The sequence below is a fragment of the Gaiella sp. genome, assembly GCF_035558935.1.
Lineage (GTDB): Bacteria > Actinomycetota > Thermoleophilia > Gaiellales > Gaiellaceae > Gaiella.
Genome location: NZ_DATMBZ010000148.1, coordinates 1 through 18,676 on the forward strand (window position 1 = coordinate 1; position 18,676 = coordinate 18,676).

The 18,676-nt window shown below is 72.5% G+C and carries 21 protein-coding genes; 3 read left to right on the forward strand and 18 right to left on the reverse strand.

Annotation, left to right across the window (positions count from 1 at the left end; genetic code table 11):
* On the forward strand, nt 1-243 hold a 243-nt coding region (locus tag VNM44_RS14365), incomplete at its 5' end, for an arginase family protein (RefSeq protein WP_325626577.1).
* 304 nt (nt 244-547) lie between these two features.
* Here the strand turns inward: VNM44_RS14365 and VNM44_RS14370 are convergent.
* From VNM44_RS14370 to VNM44_RS14450, 17 genes are all read right to left on the reverse strand, one after another.
* A complete protein-coding gene (locus tag VNM44_RS14370) occupies nt 548-1,366 on the reverse strand; it encodes an SAM-dependent chlorinase/fluorinase (protein WP_325626578.1) in 819 nt (272 codons plus the stop codon).
* 9 nt (nt 1,367-1,375) lie between these two features.
* Complete coding sequence (locus VNM44_RS14375) at nt 1,376-2,011, reverse strand: uroporphyrinogen-III synthase (RefSeq protein WP_325626579.1); 636 nt, start codon at nt 2,009-2,011, stop codon at nt 1,376-1,378.
* A gap of 22 nt (nt 2,012-2,033) precedes the next feature.
* A complete protein-coding gene (locus VNM44_RS14380; RefSeq protein WP_325626580.1) occupies nt 2,034-2,300 on the reverse strand; it encodes a hypothetical protein in 267 nt (88 codons plus the stop codon).
* Nucleotides 2,297-3,121: a hydroxymethylbilane synthase gene (gene hemC, locus VNM44_RS14385; RefSeq protein ID WP_325626581.1), complete on the reverse strand. Its 825-nt coding sequence runs from the start codon at nt 3,119-3,121 to the stop codon at nt 2,297-2,299. Before hemC ends, VNM44_RS14380 begins: the two co-directional genes overlap by 4 nt.
* A 126-nt stretch (nt 3,122-3,247) precedes the next feature.
* Nucleotides 3,248-4,516, reverse strand: a complete 1,269-nt coding sequence (gene hemA / locus VNM44_RS14390) for a glutamyl-tRNA reductase (protein ID WP_325626582.1) — start codon at nt 4,514-4,516, stop codon at nt 3,248-3,250.
* Nucleotides 4,513-5,286, reverse strand: a complete 774-nt coding sequence (gene ccsA, locus VNM44_RS14395; protein ID WP_325626583.1) for a cytochrome c biogenesis protein CcsA — start codon at nt 5,284-5,286, stop codon at nt 4,513-4,515. Before ccsA ends, hemA begins: the two co-directional genes overlap by 4 nt.
* The gene (locus tag VNM44_RS14400; RefSeq protein ID WP_325626584.1) at nt 5,279-5,443 is read right to left on the reverse strand and encodes a hypothetical protein; all 165 of its coding nucleotides are present in this window, start codon (nt 5,441-5,443) and stop codon (nt 5,279-5,281) included. The genes ccsA and VNM44_RS14400 overlap by 8 nt, the downstream gene beginning before the upstream one ends.
* On the reverse strand, nt 5,440-6,126 hold the full coding sequence (locus VNM44_RS14405) for a cytochrome c biogenesis protein (protein ID WP_325626585.1): 687 nt from the start codon (nt 6,124-6,126) through the stop codon (nt 5,440-5,442). Before VNM44_RS14405 ends, VNM44_RS14400 begins: the two co-directional genes overlap by 4 nt.
* A 10-nt stretch (nt 6,127-6,136) precedes the next feature.
* Nucleotides 6,137-6,778: a heme exporter protein CcmB gene (locus VNM44_RS14410; RefSeq protein ID WP_325626586.1), complete on the reverse strand. Its 642-nt coding sequence runs from the start codon at nt 6,776-6,778 to the stop codon at nt 6,137-6,139.
* Complete coding sequence (locus VNM44_RS14415) at nt 6,775-7,377, reverse strand: ABC transporter ATP-binding protein (RefSeq protein ID WP_325626587.1); 603 nt, start codon at nt 7,375-7,377, stop codon at nt 6,775-6,777. The genes VNM44_RS14410 and VNM44_RS14415 overlap by 4 nt, the downstream gene beginning before the upstream one ends.
* Nucleotides 7,378-7,591: 214 nt before the next feature.
* Nucleotides 7,592-8,428: a UbiA-like polyprenyltransferase gene (locus VNM44_RS14420; protein ID WP_325626588.1), complete on the reverse strand. Its 837-nt coding sequence runs from the start codon at nt 8,426-8,428 to the stop codon at nt 7,592-7,594.
* Between the two features lie 23 nt (nt 8,429-8,451).
* Complete coding sequence (gene moaC / locus VNM44_RS14425) at nt 8,452-8,901, reverse strand: cyclic pyranopterin monophosphate synthase MoaC (RefSeq protein WP_325626589.1); 450 nt, start codon at nt 8,899-8,901, stop codon at nt 8,452-8,454.
* Nucleotides 8,898-10,487, reverse strand: a complete 1,590-nt coding sequence (locus VNM44_RS14430; protein WP_325626590.1) for an aldehyde dehydrogenase family protein — start codon at nt 10,485-10,487, stop codon at nt 8,898-8,900. The genes moaC and VNM44_RS14430 overlap by 4 nt, the downstream gene beginning before the upstream one ends.
* Nucleotides 10,484-11,929 (reverse strand): trehalose-6-phosphate synthase, encoded by a 1,446-nt coding sequence (locus tag VNM44_RS14435; RefSeq protein WP_325626591.1) that lies wholly within the window; start codon nt 11,927-11,929, stop codon nt 10,484-10,486. The genes VNM44_RS14430 and VNM44_RS14435 overlap by 4 nt, the downstream gene beginning before the upstream one ends.
* Before the next feature lie 9 nt (nt 11,930-11,938).
* Nucleotides 11,939-13,114 (reverse strand): S1C family serine protease, encoded by a 1,176-nt coding sequence (locus tag VNM44_RS14440; protein ID WP_325626592.1) that lies wholly within the window; start codon nt 13,112-13,114, stop codon nt 11,939-11,941.
* Between the two features lie 78 nt (nt 13,115-13,192).
* A complete protein-coding gene (locus VNM44_RS14445; RefSeq protein ID WP_325626593.1) occupies nt 13,193-14,608 on the reverse strand; it encodes a HAMP domain-containing sensor histidine kinase in 1,416 nt (471 codons plus the stop codon).
* Nucleotides 14,605-15,306 (reverse strand): response regulator transcription factor, encoded by a 702-nt coding sequence (locus VNM44_RS14450; protein ID WP_325626594.1) that lies wholly within the window; start codon nt 15,304-15,306, stop codon nt 14,605-14,607. The genes VNM44_RS14445 and VNM44_RS14450 overlap by 4 nt, the downstream gene beginning before the upstream one ends.
* 59 nt (nt 15,307-15,365) lie before the next feature.
* Here VNM44_RS14450 and VNM44_RS14455 point away from each other — a divergent pair, with 59 nt between their 5' ends.
* Nucleotides 15,366-17,138, forward strand: coding sequence for a M28 family metallopeptidase (locus tag VNM44_RS14455; protein WP_325626595.1), 1,773 nt, complete (start codon nt 15,366-15,368; stop codon nt 17,136-17,138).
* On the opposite strand, the gene glp is transcribed toward VNM44_RS14455, so the two are convergent.
* A complete protein-coding gene (glp, locus tag VNM44_RS14460; RefSeq protein ID WP_325626596.1) occupies nt 17,114-18,310 on the reverse strand; it encodes a gephyrin-like molybdotransferase Glp in 1,197 nt (398 codons plus the stop codon). The genes VNM44_RS14455 and glp overlap by 25 nt on opposite strands.
* A gap of 34 nt (nt 18,311-18,344) precedes the next feature.
* On the opposite strand from glp, the gene VNM44_RS14465 reads away from it, so the two are divergent.
* Nucleotides 18,345-18,676: glycosyltransferase (locus VNM44_RS14465; protein ID WP_325626597.1), on the forward strand; the 332-nt coding region annotated here is incomplete at its 3' end.

Sequence of the window (18,676 nt, forward strand, 5' to 3'; positions counted from 1 at the left end):
TTCGTCCACGTTTCGCTCGACCTCGATGCGCTCGATCCCGAGATCGCGCCCGGCGTCGGCACCCCTGTGAAGGGCGGCCTCACCTACCGCGAGGCGCATCTTGCGTGCGAGGACCTCGCCGAGTCGGGCATCGTCGGCTCGCTCGAGCTCGTCGAGGTGAACCCGATCCTCGACCGCGAGAACGGCAGCGCGGCGATCGCGGTCGAGCTCGCGGCGAGCGCGCTCGGCCAATCGATCCTCTAGATCGATTGAGGACGCCGAGGAACGCGAGTTTCAGCGGCTGCGGGGGCCATGGGCAAGCCTCGTTCGAGCCGATGCGGCCGCGTTGTTCGAGGGGTATCCGAGCACATGGTGGATCTCGGGCGGCCGGGCGATCGGCACGCCTGGCTGCGCGGACTCGTCGCCCGGAGCGACCCGGCCATCCCTGGAACGCGATGCTGCGGTCTGGCCGCACGCGCCGTTGACCGGGGCACTCGAGTTCGGGACCCAGGAGAAGAGCGTCCGGGCCGGCTGACCGCGCCACGAACGCTCTTCGTTGCCGCTGACCCTATCGCAGGCTGACGCCGGGGCCAAGCACGCGGATGCGGAGCGGACGGCCGGATGTCGCATGGAGCATCGACGCGGCGTTTCCCCGGTTGATGGCGATCGACATGTTGCGATAGCTGTCCTCGTAGAGGATCACGTCACCCGGGCGGGCGTCCGCGAACGTCCGTGCCATGACGGCGAAGTACCGCTCACCTGCGAGCTCGAGCTCGACGCGCGATCCGGGAACGACTCCTGCGTGCTCTGCGTCGTCACGCGTCAGGTTCAGTGCGATGTTGCCGAAACTGTCAACGTAGAGCGCCGTGGCGTCGATGCGGTCGTCGGAGAAGGACGGTCGCGGCAGGTCGAGGCGGACGAGCGCGTCCGGGTCGAGGGGCGGGCCGAGGTCGTCCAGCGGGACACCGTTCGCGAGATGGGCCGCGGCCGGCGCAAACAGGTCCCGCCCGTGGAACGTGCGCGAGATCGTCTCGAGCGCGTACTCGGGGTTGACGAGCTCTCTGGCACGCGTGATGCCCGCGCGCTCCGCTGCGGGCAGTAGCAGGCCGTTGTCGGGCCCGACGAACAAGCGCCCCTCGGCGTCCTCCAGCGCGACCGGGCGCCTCACGCCTCCGACGCCGGGGTCGACGACGGCGAGGTGGACCCCGACCGGCATGTACGGCAGCGTGCTCGAGAGCACGAGCGCGCCCTGCAGCACCTGCGTCGGAGGGATGCCGTGCGTCACGTCGATCACCCGTGCACCCGGTGCGATTCGGGCGATCACTCCGTGACACGTGCCGACGAAGTCGTCCTGGAGTCCGAAGTCGGTCAGGAAGCAGATGACCACGGGTCGAGTCTACGACGCCCGGGGGGCCCGTTCGACCGCCTCGACAATCCCCGCGACGTCGTGCGTCGCGGCCTCGGCCGCGACGGCGAGCCCGTACGCCACCGCCTCTCTTGTGGTCTCCGGCCCGATCGAGACCGTGGGCGCGGTGGCTCCGACAGCCGCGTACGCACGAGCGGCCGAGGCCGAGGCGAGGACCACGAGGTCGCACTGGGGCCAGCTCGGAGGCTCGAGCGGCACGGTGCGGTAGAGGACGACGACGTCGGCGCCGAGCGTCTCCGGAAGCAGGCGGCGCGCTCCCTCCGCGCCGGCGAAGAGCACTCGACCGGCCGGAGTCGGCAGAGCGGCAAGGAGCCCCTCCTGGGTCGACGTCTCGGCGACCACATCCGCACGCCCGAACGCCGCGGCGGTCGCCTGACCGATGGCCGCGATGCGCTGCGGCGTGCCGCGCATCCTTCGTCGCAGCTCGCGTGCCCCCGCGACGCTCGTGAGGACGACCCAGTCGTAGCCCGTGACGTCGACCGGCTCGTCCCCGACCGGCTCGATCGCGATCAGCGGGACGTGCGTGACGACATGGCCGGCGCGCCGAAGGCTCTGGACGAGCTCCCCTTCACGGCCGACGGGGCGAGTGACGACGATTCGCGCCACGTTCTCCTTTGTCGTCCCGTCCCTAGCCCCCGCCCGCCCACGGGGTCACCGAGGGTAGCCGCGGAGGTGTGACCTGTCCGTGCCAAGTCGGTGCCGGTTGTGAGACGGCGGCGGCCGCGGGGACGACGACGGCAGCGCCTGACGGCTCGGGATCCGAGCCACGCACGGGGGTGAGCCGATCGAGGTCCGACGCGAGCGCAAGGCCGAGCAGCGATGCGACCGCCGTGACGCCCGCCTGGGCGCCCCGTGCCGAGCCGTCCGGCCGGGCGAACGCCGCCGGCGCCCTCATCGAGCGAGCGCTGCGAGCTCGCGCCCGAGCGCCTCCGGATCCGAGCCCTGACGGCGCTCCAGCCAGCTGCCGTCCTCCGCGGCGACGAGCCCCGTCAACACGGTGCCGTCATGATGCGCCGCCACGGGAGCGAGGCAACCGCCGCCGACCGCGCCGACGCACGCCCGCTCGGCCTCGACGCGGCGGCGAGTCTCGGCGTCGTCCGCCATCTCGACGAGATGCTCCTCTCCGGCGCGCACCTGGAGCGCCAGCGCGCCCTGACCCGCCTCCGGGAGCATCACATCAGGCTCGAGCCGTACGCCGATCTCCCGTCCGAGCCCGAGTCGGTCGAGCCCGCAGGCCGCGAGCACAACGGCGTCGAGGCCGCGCTCGCCGCGCTTGCGCAGACGGGTGTCGATGTTCCCTCGAAGCGGCTCCACGGAGAGTGACGGTTCGAATGCGAGGAGCTGCGCCCGGCGCCGGGCCGACGCCGTCCCGATCCGCATCCCGGGCCGCAGCCGGTCCGCCCCGCAGAGAGCGTCGCGCGGGTCCTCACGAGGTGGGTACGCGCCCACGGCGAGCCCGTCCGCGTCCGTGGAGGTCATGTCCTTGGCGGAGTGGACTGCGACGTCGATCCTGCCCGCGAGGAGCGCCTCCTCGAGCTCCTTCACGAACACGCCGCGGCTGCCGATCTCGCCGAACGGACGCGTACGGTCACGGTCGCCGGCCGTGGTGATCGGTACCAGCGCGATCTCGACGCCCGGCCGCCGCAGCGCCTCGCTGGCGCGCTCGGCCTGGGTCAGCGCGAGCCTACTGCCGCGCGACCCGACGCGAAGCAGCACGGCAGCGGCGGGTGGTCTGCGTCGCGGGTGCGCCGCACAGCCGTCGGCCGCGGGGGCGGATCCGGACGAACGCCGTCGGCATGACGAGGGGCAGCGGACGGCCGCGCGAGACGTCGACCGGCCTCGTCACGCCTCGTTCTCCGACTCCAGCCCGAACAGATGACGCACGACCTCAGCATAGATCAGCCCGTCCGGCATCAGCGCCGCCTCCTTCATGCGAACGGTCGGCTGGTGCAAGAGCTTGTTGACGATCTGCGCCGTGACCGTGTCGACGAGCGCGCGCTCGCTCTCCGTCAGGCGCCCGAGCCGCGCCTCGACCCGCGCGAGCTCGGACACGCGGATCTCCTCGGCCTGGGCGCGAAGCGACGCGATGGCCGGAACGACCGCGAGCGAGGCCTGCCAGGCGTGGAAACGCTCGGCCTCCGCCGCGACGATTCGCTCCGCCGCGACCGCCTCGGCACGCCGACCGTCGAGCGACGTCGCGACGACGGCCTCCAGGTCATCGACGTCGTAGACGAAGCAGCCGTCGATGGAGGCCAGGGCCGGATCGACGTCGCGTGGCACGGCCAGGTCGATGAACAGCACCGGCTTGCCGCGGCGCGCCCGCAGCGCGGGACCGAGCGCCTCCAGGGTGAGGACGAAACCCGGCGAGCTGGTCGACGAGACGACGACATCCGCGCCGTCGAGCGCAGGGGCCACGTCCTGCAGTCCCACGGCGCGAGCGCCGAGGGACGATGCGAGTCGTTCGGCGCGCTCGACGCTTCGATTCACCACGGCCGCCACGGCCGCACCCCGCGAGCGGAGGTTTCGGGCCGTGAGCTCACTCGTGCGGCCGGCGCCGACGAGGACGACCGCATGACCCTCGAGACCCTCGAAGACCTGCTGCGCGAGCGCGGCCGCGGCCGCCGGCACGGACGCCGGGCTCTCTCCGATCGCCGTCTCCACGCGCGCGCGGCGACCCGCGTGGAGCGCCATCCGGAACGTCCGGTCGAGCAGCGGCCCGGGCGAGCCCGCCTCGAAGGCGTCGCGCACCTGGCCCAGGATCTCGCCTTCCCCGGGCACCAGCGAGTCGAGACCGGCTGCGACCCGGAACAGATGCAACGCCGCCGACTCGTCCGCGAGACGGTATGCGAGCGGCGCGAGCGCGGCCGAGTCGGCGCCAGCAAGGGCGAGCAGCGCGTCGTCCGCCGCCTGGGCGAGCCGATCGTGATCGTCCGCCGCGAGGTAGAGCTCTGTCCGGTTGCACGTGGACAGGACGACAGCCTCCTGCGCCTTTCCGCCGCCGTGCGCCAATCGGCGCGCGAGCGCCGAGGCGGCCTCGAGATCGATCGCGACGCGCTCGCGCAGCTCCACGGACGCGGTGTGGTGCGAGATGCCTGCGAGGGCGAGCTTCACGATGCGAAGTGGGTCAGCGGAAGGACGAACGCGACGAGGGAGAACCCGCCGACGAGCGACCACGCGAGGCGGCGGCCCTGCAGGCCCGTCTCACGGCGGAGAACGAGCGCCGCCGCGTAGACGGCCCAGATCACGGTGGTGACGGTCATCGCCGCATCGAGCTCGCCGGGATCGAGACGAGTGAGACCGACGACGATCCCGGCGCTGAGCAACAGCAGGCCGACGAGAGCGACACGCGACGCGAGGCGGTCGAGCGCCTCGAGCGAGGGCAGCCGGAGCCGCAGGAAGGCGGGGTCACGACGCTTCAGCCGGCGCTCCTCGTAGAGGTAGAGGAGCGCCATCGCGGCCGCGACGGTGAAGCTCGCGAACGCCGCGAGCATCAGCCCCACGTGGGCGTCGAGCGTCCACCCACCACCGTCCCGCTCGTGAACCGCCGTCCCGCCACCCGCCCAGGAGAGCACGAGCAGCCCGGCGGCGAGCGGCATCACGAGGAGCCCCATCAGCCGGTACCGCGGCTTGCAGCCCCAGACGAGATATCCGGCGACGACGAGCCACGACAGGAGGTTGAGCGCTCCGGCCCAGGTCCCCCACGGGAAGCCGTCGGCCGAGATCGCCTGGGCGACGAGCAGCGCGGTCTGGGCGAGCCACCCGAGGCGGACACCCCAGATGCCGAGCCACCCGAAGCGCCCCGGCGCGTGCAGCTCACCGGCGTAGGCAGCGGCAGCCAGGCCGTAGGCGAGCAAGGCGGGCCAGACCAACAGCTCAGCCATCGACATCGTCCGCGACGCGTCGTTCCGTGAGACGAACGAGCTCGGCCGTCTCCCGCTCGAGGCGCGCGAGCTTGGTGGCGATGATCGCCGCCCACACAAGGACGAAGACGAGGAACACGCCGTAGGCGGCCGCGACGTACTTCTCGCCGGACGTCATCGCGCGAGCGCCTCGCGCAGCGCGCGGAGGTTCAGGTCGGTTCGCTTGCCGGCCAGCTCCGTGCGGTACATGACATACGCGAGAAGGGTGATCGCCGCCCACGAGCAACAGAACGCCGCGAACATCTCGCCCGTCATCTGCGGTCCCTCCCGGGTGAACACGGTCGGGTGGATGAAGTCGCTCGCGAGTCGGATCGCGAGGAAGCTGACGGGGATCAGCGCGACGCCGAACAGGGCGTAGACCGCGGAGATGCGTTCCCGCCGCGGGCCCGGCTCGATCGAGAACCGCAGCATGAAGTAGGCGCAGTAGAAGAGGAAGAGGACGAGGAAGAGCACGAGCTGGTTCGAGCTCCACGTCCACCACACGCCCCACGACGCCTTCGCCCAGATCGACCCCGTGATCAGCGTCAGGGCGCCGAAGATCGTGCCCTGGTGGATCCCGGTGTAGCTCTCGAGGTCGTAGCGCTCGCCCCGGGTCCAGAGCAGACGGAGCGCCTTCCAGGCGCCCAGCCCGAACGCGGCGTAGGCAGTGAGCGCGATCGGGACGTGGACGTAGAAGATCTTCTGCGAGAGGCCCTGGTCGGCGTCCTCGGGCGCGACGAAGAAGATCATGACCACGGAGACCCCGGCCAGGAGGACGGCCAGCCCGGCGAGGGTCGCGAGAGAGGGCTTCGTGATGCTCATCGGGTGAGGTTCACTCGGTGACGACGTACTCGAACGCGGCCCACGAAAGTATCGCGAAGACGGCGTCGTAGAGGCCGAGGAAGGCGAGATAGGTCCCTGGATCCGGCGAGATGCTCGATCCGACGCCGCCGACGACGAGCGGGATCGCGAGCGGGAGGAAGAGCAGCGGCAACAGCACCTCCCGGCCTCGTGCCGCGGCCGCCATCGCCGAGACGAGCGAGCCGACGGCACAGAGCCCGATGGACGCGAGCGCGACACCTGCAAGCGCGGGGCCGTCGAGCGGGGCGAAGAACAACGCGAAAGCGGGGAGCGCGACAAGCTCGGCCGCCCCGAGAAACGCGAGTGCGGCGAGTGTCTTGCCGAGCCAGATCGTGCTGCGGTCGGAGACGGCGAGCACGAGCCCGTCGAGCGCGCCCGCCTCGGTCTCGGGTGCCCAGGCGCGTCCGAGGCCGAGAAGCGACGTGAAGACGAGCGCGACCCAGAGCAAGCCGTACGCCGCGTCGTCGCCCGCGCCGCCGGGGAGTGCGAAGTGGAAGACGACGAGCGTGGCGACGACGAAGAGCACCATCGCGGGCAGCGTGTCCCGCGCCCGGAGCTCGAGGCGGAGATCCTTCCGCGCCAGCGCGGCAACGTCGGCCAGGTAGTCCGTCACGCGCGCTCCAGCTCGAGCCGCGCCGAAGCGAACGGCGCCAGCCGCTCGGGGTCGTGGGTCGAGACGACGACCGTGTGACCGCCGGCGAGCGCGGCGAGCTCCTCGTCGAGCAGCGACGCCCCCTCTGCGTCGAGCGCGGAGTGGGGCTCGTCGAGGATCAGGAGCGACGGCTGGTGGAGCAGCGCGCGGCAGAGCGCGAGCCGCTGGGTCATGCCGCGGGAATAGGACGAGACGCGCTGGTGTCGCGCGTCCCAGAGCCCGAAGCGCTCCAGGAGCATCCCGATGCGCTCGCGGCGCTCGTCGATGCGGTAGAGGCGCCCGTAGAGGTCGAGGTTCTCGAGCGCGGTCAACTCGCGGTAGAGGAGAGGCTCGTGCCCGACCAGCCCGATCCGTGCGCGCTCCACCGCCACCTCGAGCGAGCCCCGCGTCGGGGCGGCCAAACCGGCGAGGAGACGGAGCAGCGTCGTCTTTCCCGCCCCGTTCGGTCCCGTGACGACGAGCGTGCCGCCGGGAGCGAGCTCGAAGGCGACGTCGCGGAGCACAGTGTGGCTGCCGTAGCGCTTCTCGAGGCCCCGCGCCCGGACGGCGACCTCAGCCACGAGGCTCTTGCTCCGCCCCGCGACCCACAGCGCCCCGGCGAAACGGCCCCGACGCGCGATCGGAGCCCGGCACGGGCCAACGCCCCGCCAACTGCCCCCAGGGGCACCCCGGGTGCCCTGATGTCACGCTATCGAGCATCGTGTGCCCCATGGGTGCCCGGATCGTGCCGGAAGTGTGACGCCGGCGGGGCGCCGGCCGCTACGGCCGGCCGCCTCAGAGGAGCGTGTCGAGGGCGACGAACACGCCGAAGGCGATCGACAGGACGCCGTTGACGGTGAAGAAGGCGGCGTCGAGGCGGCGCAGGTCGTCGGGTCGCACGATCGCGTGCTCGTAGACGAGGAGCGCCGCCACGACGGCGACGCCCAGCCAGTACCAGGCGCCGACGTCGAGCCCGGCCCCGACCGCCGCAAGCAACGCCACCGACCCGGCGTGCATCACCCGCGCACCGGCGAAGACCCCTCGCACGCCGAACCGGGTCGCCCAGGAGTGCAGGCCCGCAGCGAGGTCGTGCTCGCGGTCGAAGAGGGCGTAGAAGAGGTCGAACCCCGCCACCCAGAGACAGACGGCGGCGCCGAGTGCCCAGGCCTGCCAGGGGAGGTCCCCCGTGACCGCGACCCACGCTCCGACCGGCGCGAGGCCGAGCGAGGCGCCGAGCCACAGGTGGCAGAGCCACGTGACCCGCTTGAGGTACGGGTAGACGACGAAGAACGCCACCGGGATCGGCCACAGCCACCGGACGATCGGCTCGAGCTGGAAGACGGCGACGAGGTAGACCGACAGCGCGAGGCCGCAGAGAGCGGCAACCTGCGCGCGCGTCAGCGCGCCAGAGGGGAGCTCGCGCCCTGCGGTGCGAGGGTTCCGGGCGTCGATCTCCGCGTCGATGAGCCGGTTGAGCCCCATCGCGAGCGTCCTCGCGCCGATCATCGCGATCGTGATCCAGGCCATCGACGCGAGGCCGGGCCAGGCGTCGACCGCGAGCAGCGCGCCGACGTAGGCGAACGGGAGCGCGAACACCGTGTGCTCGAGCCGCACGAGCCGTGCCAGGCGCACGGGGAGCGGCGTCGCGAGGGCGCTCAGACCGGCTCCTTCGTCTTCGAGACGAGCTCGACCCCGTCGATCCGCATCCCCTTGTCCACGGCCTTCGCCATGTCGTAGACGGTCAGCGCGGCGACGGCGGCCGCGGTCAGCGCCTCCATCTCCACGCCCGTCTGAGCCGTGGTCTCCGCCGCGGCCTCGATCGCGACGCCCTCACCGTCGACCACCAGGTCGACCTCGAGGACGGTCAGCGCCAGGGGATGGCAGAGCGGGATCAGCTCGCTCGTTCGCTTTGCGGCCTGGATCCCGGCAACGCGCGCCACGGTGAGCGCGTCTCCCTTGGGAAGCGAGCGAAGGCGCGCGGCCGTGCTCGCCGCCATCCGCACGCGGGCACGGGCGACGGCCCGTCGCCGGGAAATCGGCTTCGCACCCACGTCGACCATGCGGACGTCACCGGTTGCCTCGTCGACGTGCGAGAGCTCGCTCACCGCAGCACCTTGCGCACGAGGTGTGCGAGACCGCGGCGATGCCCGACGACGGAACGCGCACGCGCGGCCGCTCCGCCGCCGTAGAGCGCGCCGAGCAGCCCTCGGAGCCCATCGACCGCGTCGTCGCCGTACGGGTACCACCATCCCGGTGTGAGCCGGCCGCGGTCCGAGTCCACGAGCTTGATGTTCGAGAGCGCGTAGAGGCCGTGCTGCGACGCGGTGCGGCCGAGACCCGACGCTCGCCGGCCGCCCCACGGCGCCTGCGCCGCCCCGAACGTGTACGCGTGGTCGTTCACCCACACCGAGCCCGTCTCGAGCCGAGCGGCGAGCGCCCGCGCGCGACCGGTGTCGCGCGTCCAGATGCTCGCCCCGAGCCCGAAGGACGAGTCGTTCGCCCAGCGGACCATCTGCGCGTCGTTGTCCATTGAGACTACAGTGACTGCCGGGCCGAACAGCTCCTCGTCCCGCAGCCGCGCATCGCGCGGCTCGCCGAGGACCACGGTCGGCTCGTGGAACCAGCCCGGCGGCGACTCCGAGGGGCGCCCGCCGCCCGTGGCAAGCTCGGCGCCGTGCTCGATCGCGTTCAGGACGAGTGCCTCGAAACGGGTGCGCTGCGCCTCGCTGACCATGGGTCCGAGGTCCACCTCCGGGTCGAGGCCGTGGCCGATCCGGAGGCCGCGCGCGCGGGCTGCGAGGCGCTCGACGAAAGCGTCGCGGAGACCGGGGGCGACGGCGATCCGCTCGATGCCCGCGCATGCCTGCCCGCAGTTGACGAACGCGCCCCACAGCGCGCCCTCGACCGCGCGGTCGAGGTCGGCGTCATCGAGGACGAGCATCGCGTCCTTTCCCCCGAGCTCGAGGACGACAGGGCAGAGACGGTCTGCCGCGGCACGCGCAACGCTCCTCCCCACCTCCACCGAGCCGGTGAAGACGATCCCGTGGATCCCGCGGTGACGCACGAGCTCGTCGCCGACCTCGCCGTCGCCCTGGACGACCCGGACGAGGCCGGGCGGCGCTCCGGCGCGGCGGAAGAGCTCCTCGACCCACGCTCCGGTGAGCGGCGTCAGCTCGGACGGCTTGAGCACCACCGCGTTCCCGGCCGAGATGGCCGCCGCAGCCTGGCGCAGCGGGATCGCGAGCGGGAAGTTCCAGGGCGTGACGAGCGCGACGACGCCGAGCGGCTCGTACCGAAGCCAGCCGCGCTTCTGACGGAAGAAGACGAGCTGCGGAAAGGCGAGCCGCTCCTCGCCCAGCACGCGCTCGAGGTTCGATGCGTGCCAGCGGCACGCGTCCGCGGCGACGACGAGGTCGTGCGCGTATGCCTCGGCGAGGGGCTTGCCGGACTCGGAGACGATCGTGCGCGCGATCGCGTCGGCATCCTCGACGAGCGCGTGGCTCACCCGCTCGAGGAGTCGCCGCCGCGTCTCGAGCGGCTCGCGCGCGAAGCCCTCCTGCGCCATCCGCGCCTCGCCGACCGCCTCGGCGAGCTCTTCAGGGGCCGTGATCGCGACACGCCCGATCTCGGAGAGCGTCGCCGGGTCGACGGAGACGAGCTCGCGGCTCGAGACGTCGGCGCCCGCGCTCACGACCGCATCGTAGCCCCGGCCTCGCGGCACGGTGCCCGGCGCTCGAGTTCGACGAGCTCGCGTGTCGCCCAGGCGTCGAGGTCGTGCGCGCGGACGTGGGCACGGATCGCGTCGAGCCAGGCACGGCGGTCGGCCTGGGGGAGGTCGAGGGCACGCTCGAGCGCCTCCGCCTGGCCTCCGACGTCGAGTGGGTCGATCCCGATCACCCAGTCCTCGAGCTCCGCGAACGCGCCGGCGCCGCGTGAGAGGACGAGGACGCCGTCCCGCCGGTTCACGAGCGGCGCCTCCTTCGCGACGAGATTCAGGCCGTCGAGCACGGGATTCACGAGCAGGACGTCGTACTCGGTGTACGCGGCGACGGAGGCCGGGAAGTCGTCGCGCACGACGAGCGCGATCGGCTCCCAGCCGGCGCGGCCGAACCGTTCGTTGACCCTGGCGACGACGTCCTCGACTGCCCTCCGGTAGTCCACGTACTCGGGAATCGTCTCGCGAGAGGGATCGAGCAGCGCGAGGAGGCCGATGCGCCCGTGGAGGTCGGGTCTCCGCTCCAGGAGGCGCTCGAACGCCGCGAAGCCCCGGACGGCGTTCTTCGACGGATCCGTCCGGTCGACACGAAGAACCAGGATCTCCGGGCGTTCTGCGAGGAGCGCTTCCCGACGCGAGCGGACGCGGTCACCTGCCGCGATCGCCTCGAACTCCTCCACGTCGACCGAGATCGGATTCGCGTGCGAGCGTCGCTCCGCCTCGCCGCCGCGGGCGAGCAGCGCCTCACAGCTCTCGACGAACGCGGCGCGCCAGCGCTCGGTGTGGAACCCGATGCTGTCGCAGGCGAGCAGCCCCTCGTGGATTGCGACGGCGATCTCGTGCGGCAGCACCGCCCAGTCGTCGGGCCCGACCCACGGGATGTGCGTGAAGTGGGCGATCCGCGCCGCGGGCCGGGCGGCCCGCACGAACGTCGGCACGAGGTCGAGGTGGTAGTCCTGGACGAACACCGGTGCATCCGGCACGCGGTCGAGCTCCTCGACCACCGCGGCGGCGAGGGCCCGGTTGGCCTCGACGTAGCCCTGACGCCACGGCACCCTGAGATCCGCCTCCGGATCGAGTTTCAGGCCCCACAGGTCGTGCTGGACGAACCACAGCACGGGGTTCGCGACGACACCGTAGAAGCGGGCGTACACCGCCGGGTCGTGCGCCACCAGGTGGAGCCAGAACTCCGAGCCCCCCGGCGAGCGCTGGGTGCGGCGGCCACCGGCGGCGATCTCCCGCTCCGCGTCGCTCATGGCGCTCGCGACCCATGTCACGTCCATGCGGTCGACGAGCGGGCGCAGCGCCGTCACGAGCCCGCCGGAGCCCCGGACCTCCTCGAGCGCGCCGTCGGGACCGTGACGGAACCCGACCGGCCCACGGTTGGACGCGACGATCAGCGGCTCGGGGCGCTCCACGACCGCCGCTCAGCCCGGCCGATCGGCGAGCGTTACGTCGAGCTTCACCCGCTTCGTCCCGCGAACGACGGTGAACGTGACCGTCTGGCCGGGAGCGAGGTCGGTCGTCACGAGCCGGGAGACGTCGTCCGCGCTCTCGATCTTCGAGCCGCCGATCGCGACGATGAGATCGCCTCCGAGCGTCACGTCCTTGCCGTTGAACGCCTCGGTCCGCGTCCCGCCGCGGACGCCGGCCGCAGCTGCCGGAGAACCTTCCTCGACCTGCGTCACGAGCGCGCCGCGCTCCGCGCCGAGCGAAAAGCGCCTGGCGATGCCGGGCGTGACGTCCTGGGTGCTGACGCCGATGTACGCGTACCGCACCCGCCCGGTGCGCAGCAACTGGTCGAGCGCGCGGCGGGCGAGGTCGATGGGAATCGCGAAGCCGACGCCCTCGGCGTTCCCCGTGGTGCTCTGGATCTGGGCGTTGATCCCGATCACGCGCCCCTCCCCGTCGAAGAGCGGGCCGCCGGAGTTGCCCCGGTTGATCGGCGCGTCGATCTGGATCGCATTCGACACGGCGAAGCCGCCTGCGGTGAGCGAGTCGATCGACCTGCCGGTCGCCGAAACCACGCCGACCGACAGTGACGTCTGCTTTCCGAACGGGCTGCCGATCGCCGCGACTGGCTCGCCGACGACGACGGTCGCGGAGTTTCCGAGCGGCACGAGGTCGAGCGCATGGTCCTTCGGCGAGACACGGATCACGCCGACGTCGCTGAAGAGATCCCAGCCGACGACGGTCGCCGTGACCCGCTCGCCGTCGGCGAACTCGACGTAGACGGCACGCGCGCCCTGGACATTCGTCCGGGACTCGGCGACGTTCGTGATCACGTGGGCGTTCGTCAGGATCACGCCCTTGTCGTCAACGACGAAGCCCGAGCCCTGCGCCTGCCCGTCCGCGCCGAGGTTGGCGTAGATCGTCACGACGCCCGGCGCACGGGCGGCGTAGAGCGTCTCGGGGTCGAAGCCCGCGCCGGTGCGACGGGCCGGCAACGTCGTCGTCACGGACGTCGTGGGCGGCCCGGCAGACTCGACGACGGTCGTCGTTCGGTCACCGAGACCGGTGAGGGAACCGACGAGCAACGCGGCGGCCGCGCCGATCGCAGCGGCGACGACGGCGAGACCCACTGCAGCAGTGCGACGGCCCATGCGCGCCACCGTACCAACGGGCACTTCCGTTTCCACGTGAAAACGGCCTCCGCGCGGCCGTCGTCCGCACCGCTCGTTTCACGTGGAAACGGCGAGCTCTCCCGCTGCGACGGGGGCGGCCGGGAGCGAGAGCGTGAACGTCGTCCTGCCCTGGACGGTCGCGAGCTCGACGGTGCCGCCCATCCGCTCCGCCAGCTCGCGGGCGATCGCGAGGCCGAGGCCGCTTCCCGAGGCATGCGGGCCCTCGACCCGGTAGAAGCGGTCGAAGATCCGCTCGGCGTGCTCTCGGGGGATCCCCGGTCCGTCGTCGGTCACCGACAGCTCCGCACGGCCGTCGACGTATGCCGTCGCGATTGCGATCTCTGTCCCCGACGGCGTGTGCGCGAGCGCGTTGCCCGCAAGTGCGCGGCCGATCTGAAGCACGCGCTCCTCGTCTGCGAGCGCCCACGCCTCGGGATCCGCCTCGAGCACGAGTCGGTGACCGGTCGCCTCCGCGAGCGGCGTCAGCTCGTCGACGAGCGCGCGGGCCGTGTCGCCGAGCACGACCTCCTCCCGCTCGACGCGGAACCGGCCCGCGTCCATGCGCGACAGGTCGAGCAGGTCCGCGGCGAGCTTGGTGAGCCGCTCGACCTGTTCGCGCGTCGTCGCGAGGAAGCCCGCGCGGGTCTCCTCGTCGAGGTCCTCGTCCGCCATGAGCTCGAGAAAGCCCGCGAGCGAGAAGAGCGGCGTGCGGAGCTCGTGCGAGGCGTTCGCAACGAACTCCTTGCGCGCCGTGTCGAGCTGCGCAAGCTGGACTCGCATGCGCTCGAACGCCGCCGCGAGCTCGCCGAGCTCGTCGTCGCCGAGGTCGACCACGGGCTCGTCGAACTGCCCCTTCGCGATGCGGTTCGCCGCGCGCTCGAGCCGGCGGATGCGACGCGCGTGGAGGGTCGCTGCGGCGCTGCCGAGGATCGCGGCGATCGCGAGCGCGACGCCGGTCGCGTAGAGCAGCCGCCGCTTGACGACTCGCACGGTCGCAAGCTGATCCTCGAGCGAGGTCGAGACGAGCAGCACGTTCCCGGAGAGCAGCGGGATGGCGACCTCTCCGAAGGGTCGACCGCCGCGATCGACTCGTCCACGGGCGGGCCGTGACGTTCGCGCGGCCGCGAGCGCGATCTCGTCCTCGCTGATCGTGCCGGGCGCCGACGCGGAGTCGGCAAGCGGCCGCAGAGAGAGCGGCGCCGGCCCGAACACCTGGAAGACGACGACGCGCGCATTGCCCACGATCGCCCACGCATCGACGAAATCGTCGATCTCGAGCGGGTTGCGGAAGTCCTGGCGCGCGTAGGAAAGCGCCGTCGAGTTCGCGTCGTGCTGGAGCTCTTCGAGCCGCTCGTCCACGAGCCGTCGCTCGAGCGACGGGACGACCATCACGTAGGCGCCCGCGAGCGCGCCGCCCACGATCAGGAGCAGCGCGATTGCCAGCGTCGTGCGGATGCCGCCGGGAAGGCTCACGAGTCCCTGAAGCGGTAGCCCGCGCCCCGCACGGTGAGGATCAGCTCGGGCTCGCGGGCGTCGCGCTCGATCTTCTCGCGCAGGTGGCGCACGTGGACGTCGATCGTCCGCGGCTCGCGATAGTCCGCGCTGCCGCGGATCCGCTCGAGCAGCTGGCGGCGGGTGAAGACGATCCCGGGATCGGAGGCCAGGAGCGCGAGGAGCTCGAACTCCACGAACGTCAGCTGCACCGGCTCCCCCCGTACCTCGACCGTCCGCCGGGGGAGGTCGATCACGACGTCGCCCCGGTCGACGAGCTCGTCCCGGCGGCTCGCATGGTGGGGCGTCGCCGCGCGGCGCAGGAGCGCCCGCACGCGGCTGCGGAACTCCCGGATCGAGAACGGTTTCGTGATGTAGTCGTCGGCCCCGAGCTCGAGGCCGAGGACCTTGTCCAACTCGTCGTCGCGAGCGGTGAGCATGATGATCGGCACGGTGCTCTCGGCGCGCAGCCTGCGGCACACTTCGAGGCCGTCGACTCTTGGCAGCATGATGTCGAGAACGACGAGATCGACGTTCTCCTCGCCGAAACGGCGCAGCGCCTCGTCGCCGTCACGTGCCTGGACGACCCGATAGCCGTCCCGCTCCAGCGGATACGTGAGGAGGGACTGGATCGCATCCTCGTCATCGACGAGGAGAATGGTCGAGGACGAGTCCGGCATCTTTGCGTCGGCGCCCCCACGGGCGTACGGGCCTGCCCGGCCCTACTATAGCCCCCTGCATGGAGCCCGCCCGCCTCGGCACGAGCAAGCGGAGGCCGCGGCGCGGCTCGGTCGAGCGTCCTGTCGACCTCCGGCTCGTCCGCAACCTTGCGGCGTTCCTCGTCGTCCCGCTGTTGCTCGTCGTCGTCACCGTCGTCAGGCCAGGGCCGCTCCCCGCGCCGACGCTGCCCCCGGCGTTCGACGGCGCCACGGCGACGGCCCTCACGAGGGAGCTCGCAGGGAACAACGCGAGCCGCGTTCCGGGGTCGCTGGGCGCCGCAAACGCCTCCCAGTGGTTCCGGGACAAGCTTGCGCTGTACGGCCTTCCGGTCCGCGAGGACGTCTGGCGGCAGGACGTACCGGGCGTCGGCCCGGTCGAGCTCCGAAACCTCGCCGCCGTCGTCGACGGGACGCTCGATCAGGCCATCGTTCTTGTTGCACATCGAGACAACAACGGTCTCAGCGCCGGTGCGAACGACAACGCGAGCGGGACGGCGTCGCTCGTCGAGCTCGCCCGCGCGTACGCGAGGACGGGGACGACCGAGTTGGCCCGGACGCCGCTCCACACGCTCGTCTTCCTCTCGACCGACGGGGGTGCGTACGGCTCGCTCGGCGCGGCCCGCTTCGCCGAGCACTCGCCGCTCGCACGGCGGGCGGTCGCCGTCGTCTCGCTCGACGGCATCGCGGGGCAGGCCCGCACGCGGCTCGAGCTCGGCGGGCTCGGGTCGCACTCGCCGCCGCCGGCGCTCGTCCGCACCGCGGAGGCGCGGATCCAGGCGGAGACCGGCCGCGCGCCCGTGCAGCCGGGCTTCCTCGACCAGCTCGTTGGCCTGGCGCTGCCGTTCGGATTCGGGGAGCAGGCGCCGGTGCTCGGTCGCGGGATCCCCGCGTTGCGGGTCAGCACCGCGCCGGACGGAGGCACGGCGCCCGGCGCCGACGAGCTCGCGACGCTCGACGAGCGAAAGCTGGGAGCGCTCGGCCGGGCGTCCGAGTCCCTGCTCTCGTCGCTCGACGCGGCGGTCGAGCTCCCGACGACGACGGGCGGGGCGCTCTATCTCGGACGGCGCGCGGTGCGCGGCTGGGCAGTCCAGCTCCTCCTCGTCGCGCTCGTCGTGCCGTTCGCCGGCGCGGCGATCGACCTCCTCTCCCGGTGCCGCCGACGGCGGCTGCCGCTGGCTCCCGCGTGGCGCGCGCTCCGGCGCCGCCTGGGCCTGTGGCTCGTGCTCCTCGCCCTCCTGGCGCTGGCCGCTCTCACGGGAGCTCTCCCGCGCGAGCCGAGCCTCCCTCCGCCGCCCGACCAGCCACCCGTCGATGCCTGGCCCGTCGGCGCGGCCGTGATTGGCATTTTCGCGGTCGCCCTCGTCTGGCTCCGCGCACGGGCCCGCCTGATCCCACGCGCACGCGCGCGGCCGGAGGAAGACCTTGCCGCGTTCGCCGTCGCGTTTCTCGCACTCCTCCTCGTCGCCGTCGTGACGGTTCTCGTCTCGCCGTACTCGCTCGTCTTCCTCCTGCCGTCCCTCTACGCCTGGCTTCTCCTGCCGCAGCTCCGGCGAGCTCCGGGATGGGTCACCGACGTGGCCTACGGCGTGGGCCTCGTCGGCCCGGTCCTCGCTCTGGTCGTGCTTGCCGAGAGCCTCGACCTCGGCCTCCGCGCCCCGCTCTATGCCGCGTCGCTGCTGACGACCGGCGTCGTGCCGTGGGGGGCGACGCTCGCGCTCACCGCCTGGGCGGCGGTCGCGAGCTTCGTCGGCGCGATCGCCGCCGGCCGCTACGCGTCGCCAAGGGATAGGTAGCGCGCTTCCGTCCCGGCCGCCAGCTCGCCCTTCCCGCGCGGAACATGGACGAGCGCGTCGGCCGCGGCGGCGCGCACGATCATGTGCGACTCCTGGCCCTCGATCGGCAGCAGCACCGCGCGGTCGCCGTCGAGCTCGAGGCGAGCACGCTGGAAGTCGTCGCGGTTCGGGTTCCGCCGCGCCGCCGAGCCGAGCATGCCCCGCTCGAACCGGGGCGCGGGGCCCGAGGCGCCTTGCAGGGCCCGAAGCGCGGGGACGACGAAGAGCAGCGCCCCGACGAGCGACGAGACGGGATTCCCGGGAAGGCCGAACACGAGCGTCTGTCCTCGCGTCGCGAACGAGATCGGCTTTCCCGGCCGCATGGCGACGCCCCAGAAGACCTCTTCGGCGCCGAGCTCGGCGAGGATCCCGCGGACGAGGTCGTGTGGGCCGACGGAGACGCCGCCCGAGGTGACGAGGACGTCCGCCTCGAGGCCGCGGGCGAGCGCTTCTCGGTGGGATGCCTCGTCGTCAGCGACGGTCTCGCGCTCGAGCACGAGCCCGTGTCGCTCGAGCAGGGCGGCCAGCATGACGCCGTTCGACTCGTAGATCTCCCCGTCGCCGAGCGGCTCGCCGGGCGGGCGGAGCTCCGTGCCCGTGGTGACGATCGCGATGCGAGGGAGCGCGGCACAACGCGGCTCGGCGACGCCTGCCGCGGCGAGCGCGGCGATCCGCGAGGGCGTCAGCAAGGTGCCCGCCGGTACCACGGAGCCCCCGGCCCGCACGTCGGCGGCCAACGGGCGGATGTTCGCGCCGCGAGCGACGGCGTCGGGAACGGTGACCGTGTCGCCCGACTCCGTCACGCGCTCGATCGGGACGACGGCGTCGGCGCCTTCCGGGACCACGCCGCCGGTGGCGATCCCCATCGCCTCGCCGGCCTCGAGTGACCGGGGGGCGGGACGGCCGGCCGCCACCCGACCCACGACCGGCAGCTCGCCGGGCGTATCGGCTGCGCGGAGCGCGAAGCCGTCCATGGCGGAGCTCGGGAAGCGGGGAAGGTCGATCACGGCCGTCGCGTCCTCGGCCAGCGTCCTGCCCGACGCACGCTCGAGCGGTACCGCCTCGGCGGACAACGGCCGGGCGCGCTCCAGGACACGCGCGAGCGCCTCGTCCACGCTCAGCAGGGCCGCCACGGCGTTGACGGTACACACGGGGTACGCTCGACGCGTGATCTCTGTCGTCGTCCCCGTCCGAGACGAGGAGCTGACGGTCGAGCCGCTCTACGACGAGCTGGCGAGCGCCCTCGCGGACCGCGGCGAGCCGTGGGAGGTCGTGTTCGTCGACGACGGGTCGCGTGACGGGACACACGCGGCTCTCGTCCGGCTCCACGCCGGCCGCAGCAACGTCCGGGTCGTCCGCCTGAGGCGCAACCTCGGCAAGGCCGCGGCGCTGGACGCCGGCTTCCGCGAGGTCGAGGGCGACGTCGTCGTGACGATCGACGGCGATCTGCAGGACGACCCGGCGGAGATCCCACGGCTCCTCGCGAAGCTCGACGAGGG

Excerpts from the sequence above, each read along its gene's own strand:
- VNM44_RS14450 (WP_325626594.1), bottom strand. The coding sequence starts at position 15,306 with ATGCCGGACTCGTCCTCGACCATTCTCCTCGTCGATGACGAGGATGCG.
- VNM44_RS14380 (WP_325626580.1), bottom strand. The coding sequence starts at position 2,300 with ATGAGGGCGCCGGCGGCGTTCGCCCGGCCGGACGGCTCGGCACGGGGC.
- VNM44_RS14440 (WP_325626592.1), bottom strand. The coding sequence starts at position 13,114 with ATGGGCCGTCGCACTGCTGCAGTGGGTCTCGCCGTCGTCGCCGCTGCG.
- VNM44_RS14400 (WP_325626584.1), bottom strand. The coding sequence starts at position 5,443 with ATGACGTCCGGCGAGAAGTACGTCGCGGCCGCCTACGGCGTGTTCCTC.
- VNM44_RS14405 (WP_325626585.1), bottom strand. The coding sequence starts at position 6,126 with ATGAGCATCACGAAGCCCTCTCTCGCGACCCTCGCCGGGCTGGCCGTC.
- ccsA (WP_325626583.1), bottom strand. The coding sequence starts at position 5,286 with ATGGCTGAGCTGTTGGTCTGGCCCGCCTTGCTCGCCTACGGCCTGGCT.
- VNM44_RS14455 (WP_325626595.1), top strand. The coding sequence starts at position 15,366 with ATGGAGCCCGCCCGCCTCGGCACGAGCAAGCGGAGGCCGCGGCGCGGC.